The sequence below is a fragment of the Ralstonia sp. 1138 genome (genome assembly GCF_040544795.1).
Taxonomy (GTDB): Bacteria; Pseudomonadota; Gammaproteobacteria; order Burkholderiales; family Burkholderiaceae; genus Ralstonia; species Ralstonia flatus.
In genome coordinates this window covers 163,981-174,491 of record NZ_JBEPKQ010000007.1, presented here as the reverse complement: position 1 = coordinate 174,491, position 10,511 = coordinate 163,981, and the positions used below count along the sequence as shown (strand labels likewise).

At 61.2% G+C, this 10,511-nt stretch carries 8 protein-coding genes and 4 tRNA genes; all 12 read left to right on the top strand.

Translation table 11 applies throughout. The features are described from left to right. The first annotated feature begins 498 nt into the window (after nt 1–498). The 12 genes from ABIC76_RS24430 to rpoB all read left to right on the top strand — a co-directional run bounded on the left by ABIC76_RS24430 (nt 499) and on the right by rpoB (nt 10,429). Nucleotides 499–584: transfer RNA gene (locus ABIC76_RS24430), tRNA-Tyr, on the top strand. Between the two features lie 56 nt (nt 585–640). Then, nucleotides 641–714 (top strand) — tRNA-Gly (locus ABIC76_RS24425). A 19-nt stretch (nt 715–733) separates the two neighbouring features. Beyond that, nucleotides 734–808, top strand: a tRNA-Thr gene (locus ABIC76_RS24420). A gap of 43 nt (nt 809–851) precedes the next feature. After that, entirely contained in the window at nt 852–2,042 is a 1,191-nt protein-coding gene (gene tuf, locus ABIC76_RS24415) for an elongation factor Tu (RefSeq protein WP_015855767.1), read from the top strand. Between the two features lie 88 nt (nt 2,043–2,130). Further along, a tRNA-Trp gene (locus ABIC76_RS24410) sits at nt 2,131–2,206 on the top strand. 59 nt (nt 2,207–2,265) lie between these two features. Continuing rightward, a complete protein-coding gene (gene secE, locus ABIC76_RS24405) occupies nt 2,266–2,646 on the top strand; it encodes a preprotein translocase subunit SecE (RefSeq protein WP_015855766.1) in 381 nt (126 codons plus the stop codon). 12 nt (nt 2,647–2,658) lie between these two features. Further along, complete coding sequence (gene nusG, locus ABIC76_RS24400; protein ID WP_004634452.1) at nt 2,659–3,243, top strand: transcription termination/antitermination protein NusG; 585 nt, start codon at nt 2,659–2,661, stop codon at nt 3,241–3,243. A gap of 176 nt (nt 3,244–3,419) precedes the next feature. Next, the gene (rplK, locus tag ABIC76_RS24395; protein WP_004634453.1) at nt 3,420–3,851 is read left to right on the top strand and encodes a 50S ribosomal protein L11; all 432 of its coding nucleotides are present in this window, start codon (nt 3,420–3,422) and stop codon (nt 3,849–3,851) included. Between the two features lie 2 nt (nt 3,852–3,853). After that, nucleotides 3,854–4,549, top strand: a complete 696-nt coding sequence (gene rplA / locus ABIC76_RS24390) for a 50S ribosomal protein L1 (RefSeq protein ID WP_027680286.1) — start codon at nt 3,854–3,856, stop codon at nt 4,547–4,549. 376 nt (nt 4,550–4,925) lie between these two features. Further along, nucleotides 4,926–5,432, top strand: a complete 507-nt coding sequence (rplJ, locus tag ABIC76_RS24385; RefSeq protein ID WP_004634455.1) for a 50S ribosomal protein L10 — start codon at nt 4,926–4,928, stop codon at nt 5,430–5,432. A 66-nt stretch (nt 5,433–5,498) separates the two neighbouring features. Then, nucleotides 5,499–5,873: a 50S ribosomal protein L7/L12 gene (gene rplL / locus ABIC76_RS24380; RefSeq protein ID WP_004634456.1), complete on the top strand. Its 375-nt coding sequence runs from the start codon at nt 5,499–5,501 to the stop codon at nt 5,871–5,873. Nucleotides 5,874–6,322: 449 nt separating this feature from the next. Continuing rightward, nucleotides 6,323–10,429: a DNA-directed RNA polymerase subunit beta gene (gene rpoB / locus ABIC76_RS24375; protein ID WP_354535487.1), complete on the top strand. Its 4,107-nt coding sequence runs from the start codon at nt 6,323–6,325 to the stop codon at nt 10,427–10,429. Nucleotides 10,430–10,511: the final 82 nt, after the last annotated feature.

Sequence of the window (10,511 nt, the reverse complement as noted above, 5' to 3'; positions counted from 1 at the left end):
GTAGGTCATCGCCAGGCTCTCCATCTAAACACCCCAGCTCCAACACAGAGCTGGGGTGTTTGCCTTTGCGCGTTCAACTTCGATATCCAGCTCCTGCTGGCGTACCTAAGCCCTGAACCAGAGATCAGATCGGCTCATTGCGGCGTGGAACGGGCCTCCGTTGCTTGATCGGTTCGTATGTCTGTTTGAGCCCCGGCCCCAAAGAGCGGCTGGCCACGGCCCTCTTGCTGCGCGACGCGCAAACGCGGCCTATAGCCTGCGCGTCGCTCTGTGCCAGGACCTGCTTCGCTAGATTGCTGCGCGTATCCATGACGTTGCGGAGCGATCTGCGGCTCTTCCGGCACGCCGCGCGCGCGGCGGACTGTGCTCGTAGCGACTCCGATCCCTGCAAGCAGTGCGCCATATAAGGATGAGAGCATCAATGCTCGAAATCTCGCGATTTCATCAAGCAGCGCTTGACAGGGTGGCCTGATGGTCCCATAATCGCAAGTTCTCTTCGGAGAGGTGCCCGAGTGGCTAAAGGGGGCAGACTGTAAATCTGTTGGCTTACGCCTACGTTGGTTCGAATCCAACCCTCTCCACCAGAATTAAGCAGTGAGTTCGGCCGCAAGGCCGGGCGGCAAGGGAAGTAGTAACCCGGGCGGGTGTAGCTCAATGGTAGAGCAGAAGCCTTCCAAGCTTACGACGAGGGTTCGATTCCCTTCACCCGCTCCATTCACTGTTCGCAAGTTTTGCCCATGTGGCTCAGTGGTAGAGCACTCCCTTGGTAAGGGAGAGGTCGGCAGTTCGATCCTGCCCATGGGCACCACGCATCCACCAACGCAAATCGCTACCGAGACAGGAGTCGCGACATGGCAAAGGAAAAGTTCGAGCGGACCAAGCCGCACGTGAACGTTGGTACGATTGGTCACGTTGACCACGGCAAGACGACGCTGACTGCAGCGATCACGACCGTGCTGGCGACCAAGTTTGGTGGTGCCGCCAAGGCATACGACCAGATCGACGCGGCGCCGGAAGAAAAGGCACGCGGCATCACGATCAACACCGCGCACGTCGAGTACGAAACGGCCAACCGCCACTACGCGCACGTTGACTGCCCGGGCCACGCCGACTACGTCAAGAACATGATTACCGGTGCCGCCCAGATGGACGGCGCTATCCTGGTGTGCTCGGCCGCTGACGGCCCGATGCCGCAAACGCGTGAGCACATCCTGCTGGCCCGTCAGGTCGGCGTGCCGTACATCGTCGTGTTCCTGAACAAGTGCGACATGGTGGACGACGCTGAGCTGCTGGAGCTGGTCGAGATGGAAGTGCGTGAACTTCTGTCGAAGTACGACTTCCCGGGCGACGACACCCCGATCGTCAAGGGTTCGGCCAAGCTGGCGCTGGAAGGCGACAAGGGCGAGCTGGGCGAAGTGGCCATCATGAACCTGGCCGACGCACTGGACACCTACATCCCGACGCCGGAGCGCGCTGTTGACGGTACGTTCCTGATGCCGGTGGAAGACGTGTTCTCGATCTCGGGTCGCGGCACCGTGGTGACCGGCCGTATCGAGCGCGGTGTGGTCAAGGTTGGCGAAGAACTGGAAATCGTCGGTATCAAGGCCACGCAAAAGACGACCTGCACGGGCGTGGAAATGTTCCGCAAGCTGCTCGACCAAGGTCAAGCAGGCGACAACGTCGGTATTCTGCTGCGCGGCACGAAGCGCGAAGACGTCGAGCGCGGCCAAGTGCTGTGCAAGCCGGGTTCGATCAAGCCGCACACGCACTTCACGGGCGAGGTCTACATCCTGTCGAAGGACGAAGGCGGCCGTCACACGCCGTTCTTCAACAACTACCGTCCGCAGTTCTACTTCCGTACGACGGACGTGACTGGCTCGATCGAACTGCCGGCCGACAAGGAAATGGTCATGCCGGGCGACAACGTGTCGATCACCGTCAAGCTGATCGCCCCGATCGCCATGGAAGAAGGCCTGCGCTTCGCCATCCGTGAAGGCGGCCGTACCGTCGGCGCCGGCGTCGTCGCTAAGATCATCGAGTAAGTGCTGTAACTCTTCCGTGCGGCTGCCAACCGGCCGCACGTGAAGTGCCAGAGTGGGGTTGACCGAATGGCAACCCCAAAGCTGTTTTAGGGGTATAGCTCAACTGGCAGAGCGTCGGTCTCCAAAACCGAAGGTTGGGGGTTCGATTCCCTCTGCCCCTGCCAATTCATCAGCCGCGTCGCGCAGGAAAACGCGCCACGCGGCTTAGTCTCGTTTGGGAAACATGGCCAATCCGAACGTCGAAACCGTCAACACCGCCAGCGGCAAATGGCTGCTGGTCTTGGCGTTCCTGCTGCTGGTTGCTGGGGTGATCGGTTTTTACTTGCTGGCGCAACAGCCAAGCTATGTCCGTGCTGCCTCGTTGATCGGCGGGCTGGTGCTGGGCGCGGGCGTTGCGCTGGTGTCCGCACCTGGGCAAGGCTTCATCGAGTTCGCGCGTGAGTCCTACCGCGAAGTTCGCAAGGTGGTGTGGCCGACGCGCAAGGAAGCCGGGCAGATGACCGGTCTGGTGTTCGCGTTCGTCGTGATCATGGCCTTGTTCCTGTGGTCTGCGGACAAGCTCATCGAGTGGGTGATTTTCTCGCTCGTGTTGGGCTGGAAATAATCGGGTGAAGCCATGACGGATAACGTAGCGAACGACACGTCCACGGATTCGTCCGCACCGGCCTCGAAGAAGCGCTGGTATGTCGTGCATGCCTATTCGGGCATGGAAAAAAGCGTGCAACGCGCGCTGCAGGAGCGCATCGAGCGCGAAGGCCTGCAACATCTGTTCGGCCAGATTCTGGTGCCGTCGGAAGAGGTGATGGAGAGCAAGAGCGGTCGCAAGACCGTGACGGAGCGCCGCCTGTTCCCCGGCTACGTCTTTGTCGAAATGGAAATGACCGACGAGACCTGGCACTTGGTGAAGAACACTTCCAAGGTGACGGGTTTCATTGGTGGTACGGGCAATCGCCCCTCGCCGATTTCCAAGAGCGAAGTCGACAAGATCATGGCGCAGATCCAGGAAGGGGTCGAGAAGCCGCGGCCCAAGACGCTGTTCGAAGTGGGCGAAATGGTGCGCGTGAAGGAAGGCCCGTTCACCGACTTCAACGGCAACGTCGAAGAAGTCAACTACGAGAAATCGCGTTTGCGCGTTTCCGTGACGATCTTCGGGCGCGCGACGCCGGTCGAACTCGAGTTCGGTCAGGTCGAGAAGGTTTAAGAAATTCGGTGTGGTGGCGCAAGCCACTGCGCCAATCGCCCGGTCCGTTGGACTTGGTGGGCAACGGTGGCAAATTCACCTGCGCCAACAGAGGAGCGTCGGCCTTGCGCCGGTGCGTTACCACTCAACAGGATTGCCATAGTCGTTTGAGCTAGGCAATCCGGATTGGAGTCAAGATGGCCAAGAAAATTATTGGCTTTATCAAGCTGCAAATTCCGGCTGGTAAAGCAAATCCGTCCCCGCCCGTCGGCCCGGCCCTGGGTCAGCGCGGTCTGAACATCATGGAGTTCTGCAAGGCGTTCAACGCGCAGACTCAAGGTATGGAACCGGGCTTGCCGGTGCCGGTGGTGATCACTGCCTTCGCCGACAAGAGCTTCACCTTCGTGATGAAGTCGCCGCCGGCGACCGTGCTCATCAAGAAGGCTGCCGGTATCCAGAAGGGTTCCGCCAAGCCGCATACCGACAAGGTTGGCAAGATCACCCGCGCTCAGGCAGAGGAAATCGCCAAGGCGAAGAACGCTGACCTTACCGCAGCTGATCTGGACGCCGCCGTGCGCACGATCGCCGGTAGCGCCCGTTCGATGGGTATCACGGTGGAGGGCCTGTAATCATGGCAAAGATTTCGAAGCGTGCGGCCGCGAACAAGGCCAAGGTCGAACGTACCAAGCTCTACCCGATCGACGAAGCACTGAGCCTCGTTCAGGAATGCGCCAGCGCCAAGTTCGATGAGTCCATCGACGTGGCTGTGCAACTGGGCATCGATGCGAAGAAGTCGGACCAAGTGGTTCGTGGTTCGGTGGTGCTGCCTGCCGGTACCGGCAAGTCGGTGCGCGTGGCCGTGTTCGCCCAAGGCGACAAGGCCGAGCAAGCCAAGGCTGCTGGCGCTGAGATCGTCGGCATGGAAGACCTCGCCGAGCAGATCAAGGCCGGCAAGATGGACTTCGACGTCGTGATCGCTTCGCCGGACACGATGCGCGTGGTCGGTACGCTGGGTCAGATCCTGGGCCCGCGTGGCCTGATGCCGAACCCGAAGGTCGGCACCGTGACGCCGGACGTTGCCACGGCCGTGAAGAACGCCAAGGCTGGTCAGGTGCAATTCCGTGTCGACAAGGCCGGTATCATCCACGCCACCATCGGCCGCCGCTCGTTCGAGCCGGCAGCGCTGAAGAGCAACCTGGCTGCACTGCTGGACGCTCTGACCAAGGCCAAGCCGGCGTCGAGCAAGGGCGTGTACCTGCGCAAGGTCGCCGTGTCGTCGACGATGGGCGTGGGCGTGCGTGTTGACCAAGCGACCCTGGCTGCCTGATCGCTCTCGATCATTCGCACCGGGTGGCCCGATAACCATCCCGGTGTTAGCAGTTTTCTCTCGCGTGGCTTCGGCCGCGCGGACCCTCGAAGCTTGAGGGACAAGACTTTGGGCAGTGGCAGACATCTGCGCAAGCAGGCCGACGCCGCTGGTTATCAAAGACCGTTGGCGGTGTGGGGTTCCTTGGAGCCAACACCTTAATCGCAGCCCGCTCCGGAAACGGAGGCGGACTTCAGCCAACGCAGATGGCGCCCCCGAAGGGAATGAGTGACTTTGGTATTGCCGAAGTGATTTGTGCCAATCGGACGCCGTACTTTTGGACTGACCGAGGTGAACGCAGTAACTGCGGAAACCAAAGTCGTTTTGGAGCTTAACCGTGGCACTCAATCTCGAAGATAAGAAGGCCGTCGTGGCCGAGGTAACGGCGCAAGTCGCCAAGGCCTCGACCATCGTCGTCGCCGAATATCGCGGTATCACGGTTGGCGATCTGACCAAGCTGCGCGCGCAAGCGCGCCAGCAAGGCGTCTACCTGCGCGTTCTGAAGAACACGCTGGCACGCCGCGCTGTTGAAGGCACGCCGTTTGCCGAACTCGCCGAGCAACTGACTGGCCCGCTGATCTACGGTATTTCCGAAGACGCAGTGGCCCCGGCCAAGGTGCTGAACGATTTCGCCAAGGGCAATGACAAGCTGGTGCTGCGCGCCGGTTCGTACGATGGCAAGGTTCTCGACGTCGACGCCGTGAAGGCGCTGGCAACGATCCCGAGCCGCGAAGAACTGCTCAGCAAGCTGCTGTTCGTCATGCAGGCGCCGGTGTCGGGCTTTGCCCGCGCCCTGGGTGCCCTGGCTGCCAAGCAAGGCGAAGGCGAGGCTGCAGCGGCCTAATCGGCTGCCGCATCACCGCGTACAGATCGCACGATCGATACCGAATCACATTCTGGAGTTATTCAAATGGCAATCACCAAAGACGACATCCTGGAAGCCGTTGGCGCGATGTCCGTGATGGAACTGAACGACCTGGTCAAGGCGTTCGAAGAGAAGTTTGGCGTGTCGGCTGCTGCCGTGGCCGTGGCCGGTCCGGCTGCTGCTGGTGGCGCTGCTGCTGCTGAAGAGCAAACCGAATTCACCGTGACGCTGAAGAGCGCCGGCGCGAACAAGGTTGGCGTCATCAAGGCCGTGCGCGAAATCACCGGCCTGGGCCTGAAGGAAGCCAAGGACCTGGTCGATGGCGCACCGAAGCCCGTGAAGGAAGGCGTCGACAAGAAGACTGCCGACGAGCTGGTGAAGAAGCTGGTGGAAGCCGGCGCGGAAGCCGAAGCCAAGTAAGTGCAGGTCTCGCGTGCCGCATCCGGTACGCGATAGAGGCTGGCAAAGGGAGATTTCCCGGCGCCAGCCTTTTTGCGCTTGTGGGACCGGTTGTTGAGCGATCCCGAAATCACGCTGTAAGTATTGTTGAAGTCTCTTTGCCGGGTTTTCCGGCAGCCGGCCTGGACAAGGCCAGCAGAGGCCAAACATCAGTGGCACACTAGGCAGTTCGCAGTCCGCTGATGTTTGTCTTCTGAACCGACTGCAGAAGGCAAGTTTGGTCGGGTACTCCCCCGTCCGTAGCATGGGCTCCATGGGCCCTTGTGCGGGCGGCGCGCGCAGTACCGTCAGCCAGAGGTTGGTAGCGGCCAACCGCCAAATCCCGTCACCAGTCGCTGAACACCTCAAGTGTCAGGCGTGCCTTATCGCCTTAAGTCCGTCGCGCGCACTTGCGATGATTCGGAGATCCCATGGCGTACAGCTTTACCGAGAAAAAGCGTATTCGCAAGAGTTTCGCGAAACGCGCAACGGTTCATCAGGTTCCCTTCCTGCTTGCCACCCAGATTCAATCGTATGCCCAGTTCTTGCAGGAGAACGCTCCTGTTGCACAACGCAAGAGCGAAGGTCTGCAAGCGGCGTTCAACGCCATTTTCCCCATCGTGTCGCACAATGGTCTGGCACGCATGGAGTTCGTGTCGTACCACCTGTCCAACCCGCCGTTTGACGTCAAGGAATGTCAGCAGCGTGGTCTGACCTTCCACTCGGCGCTGCGCGCAAAAGTGCGCTTGATCATCAACGACCGCGAGAATCCCACCAAGGTCAAGGAGATCAAGGAGCAGGAAGTCTACATGGGCGAAATTCCGCTCATGACGTCCACCGGTTCGTTCGTGATCAACGGTACGGAACGTGTGATCGTGTCCCAGCTGCACCGTTCGCCTGGCGTGTTCTTCGAACACGACAAGGGCAAGACGCACAGCTCGGGCAAGCTGCTGTTCTCGGCGCGGATCATTCCGTACCGCGGCTCGTGGCTCGACTTTGAATTCGACCCGAAGGACATCCTGTACTTCCGCGTTGACCGCCGCCGCAAGATGCCGGTGACGATCCTGCTGAAGTCGATCGGCCTGACGCCGGAACAGATCCTGGCGCACTTCTTCGTGTTCGACAACTTCACGCTGAAGACCGAAGGCGCACTGATGGAATTCGTGCCCGAGCGTCTGCGCGGTGAAGTCGCTCGCTTCGACATTTCCGACAAGAACGGCAAGGTCGTCGTCGAGAAGGACAAGCGCATCAACGCCAAGCACATCCGCGACCTGGACTCGGCCGGCACCAAGCTGATCAGCGTGCCGGAAGACTACCTGCTGGGCCGCGTGCTGGCGAAGAACATCGTCGATCCGGATACCGGTGAAGTCCTGGCCAACGCCAACGACGAACTGACTGAAGGCGTGCTCGAGAAGCTGCGCGACGCCGGCGTGAAGGAAATCCAGACGCTGTACACGAACGACCTGGATCAAGGTCCGTACATGTCGGCGACGCTGCGCACGGACGACACGGCCGACCAGACCGCCGCGCGTATCGCCATCTACCGCATGATGCGCCCGGGCGAGCCGCCGACCGAAGACGCCGTCGAAGCGCTGTTCCAACGTCTGTTCTACAGCGAAGACTCGTACGATCTGTCGCGCGTTGGCCGCATGAAGGTCAACAGCCGCCTGAACCGCTCGACCGGTACCGGCCCGATGGTGCTGACCGACGAGGACATCCTCGACACGATCAAGCTGCTGGTGAACCTGCGTAACGGCAAGGGCGAAGTGGACGATATCGACCACCTCGGCAACCGTCGTGTGCGTTGCGTCGGCGAACTGGCGGAAAACCAGTTCCGCGCCGGTCTGTCGCGCGTTGAGCGTGCCGTGAAGGAACGTCTGGGCCAGGCCGAGACGGAAAACCTGATGCCGCACGACCTGATCAACTCGAAGCCGATCTCGTCGGCGATTCGCGAGTTCTTCGGCTCGTCGCAGCTGTCGCAGTTCATGGACCAGACCAACCCGCTGTCGGAAGTCACGCACAAGCGTCGTATTTCGGCACTGGGCCCGGGCGGTCTGACGCGCGAGCGTGCAGGCTTTGAAGTCCGTGACGTGCACCCGACCCACTACGGCCGCGTGTGCCCGATCGAAACGCCGGAAGGTCCGAACATTGGTCTGATCAACTCGCTGGCACTGTACGCACAGCTGAACGACTACGGCTTCCTCGAGACGCCGTACCGCAAGGTTGAAAACGGCAAGCTGACCGACCAGGTGGATTACCTGTCGGCCATCGAGGAAGGCAAGTACGTGGTGGCGCAGGCCAACGCGACGCTGGACAAGGACGGCAACCTGATCGACGAACTGGTCTCCGCGCGTGAAGGCAGCGAGCGTGAAACCCGTATGGTCACGCCGGACCGCGTGCAGTACATCGACGTCGCACCGTCGCAGATCGTGTCGGCTGCAGCCTCGCTGGTGCCGTTCCTCGAGCACGATGATGCAAACCGTGCACTGATGGGCGCAAACATGCAGCGTCAGGCCGTGCCTTGCCTGCGTGCGGACAAGCCGCTCGTGGGTACGGGCGTCGAGCGCACCGTGGCAGTGGACTCGGGTACCGCCGTGCAGGCAACCCGTGGCGGCGTGGTCGACTATGTTGACGCGAACCGCGTGGTGATCCGCGTGAACGACGACGAAGCCGTGGCCGGTGAAGTCGGCGTGGACATCTACAACCTGATCAAGTACACGCGTTCGAACCAGAACACGAACATCAACCAGCGTCCGATGGTCAAGGTGGGCGACATCGTTGCCCGCGGCGACGTGATTGCTGACGGCGCCTCGACCGACATGGGCGAGCTGGCGCTCGGCCAGAACATGCTGGTCGCGTTCATGCCCTGGAACGGCTACAACTTCGAAGATTCGATCCTGATCTCGGAGCGCGTCGTGGCTGAAGACCGCTACACCTCGATCCACATCGAGGAACTGTCGGTCGTTGCCCGCGACACCAAGCTCGGACCGGAAGAAATCACGCGCGACATCTCGAACCTGGCCGAAGCCCAACTGGCTCGCCTGGACGAGTCGGGCATCACGTACATCGGCGCGGAAGTGGAAGCCGGCGACGTGCTGGTCGGCAAGGTCACGCCGAAGGGCGAGACCCAGCTGACGCCGGAAGAAAAGCTGCTGCGTGCGATCTTCGGTGAGAAGGCGTCCGACGTGAAGGACACCTCGCTGCGCGTGCCGTCGGGCATGAGCGGTACCGTGATCGACGTGCAGGTCTTCACGCGTGAAGGCGTGGTGCGTGACAAGCGCGCCCAGTCGATCATCGATGAAGAACTGAAGCGCTACCGCCTGGACCTGAACGACCAGCTGCGTATCGTGGAAGGCGATGCCTTCCAGCGTCTGGAGCGTCTGCTGGTGGGCAAGGTTGCCAACGGCGGCCCGAAGAAGCTGGCCAAGGGCACCGCGCTCACGAAGGAATACCTGGCCGATCTGGACAAGTGGCACTGGTTCGACATCCGCCCGGCAGAAGACGAAGTCGCACTGCAGCTGGAAGCCGTGAAGGTCGCCATCGAGCAGAAGCGCCACGACTTCGACCTCGCGTTCGAAGAGAAGCGCAAGAAGCTCACGCAAGGCGACGAACTGCCGCCGGGCGTGATCAAGATGGTCAAGGTGTACCTGGCCGTGAAGCGTCGTCTGCAGCCTGGCGACAAGATGGCTGGTCGTCACGGTAACAAGGGTGTTGTGTCGAAGATCACCCCGATCGAAGACATGCCCTACATGGCCGACGGCACACCTGCTGACATCGTGCTGAACCCGCTGGGCGTGCCTTCGCGGATGAACGTGGGTCAGATTCTCGAAACCCACCTGGGCTGGGCCGCGCGCGGTCTGGGCGAGCGCATCGGCAACATGCTCAAGGCGCAAGCCAAGGCTGCCGAGATCCGCAAGCTGCTGGAGCAGATCTACAACGAAAGCGGCAAGGTTGAAGATCTGGACAGCCTGTCCGACGCTGAAATCCTCGAGCTGGCCGAGAACCTGAAGAAGGGCGTGCCGTTCGCGACGCCGGTGTTCGATGGTGCGCATGAGGATGAAATCCGCCGCATGCTGGACCTCGCCTATCCGGAAGACATCGCGAAGGAGAAGGGCCTGACCGCTTCCAAGCAGCAGGTCACGCTGTTCGACGGTCGCACCGGTGAAGCCTTCGAGCGTCCGGTCACGCTGGGCGTGATGCACATGCTGAAGCTGCACCACTTGGTCGACGACAAGATGCACGCGCGCTCGACCGGTCCGTACTCGCTGGTGACGCAGCAGCCGCTGGGCGGTAAGGCCCAGTTCGGTGGCCAGCGTTTCGGTGAAATGGAAGTGTGGGCACTCGAAGCGTACGGCGCGTCTTACGTGCTGCAGGAAATGCTGACCGTGAAGTCGGATGACGTGAACGGCCGGACCAAGGTGTACGAGAACATCGTCAAGGGCGAGCACTCGATCGATGCCGGCATGCCGGAATCGTTCAACGTGCTGGTGAAGGAAATCCGCTCGCTGGGTATCGACATCGACCTCGAGCGCAACTAAGCGCCGATGCGGTGAGGGCGTGGCGGCAACATCGCCATGCCCTGGTAACAGCAGCCATTGACGAAGATTTAGGGCCGGCGCC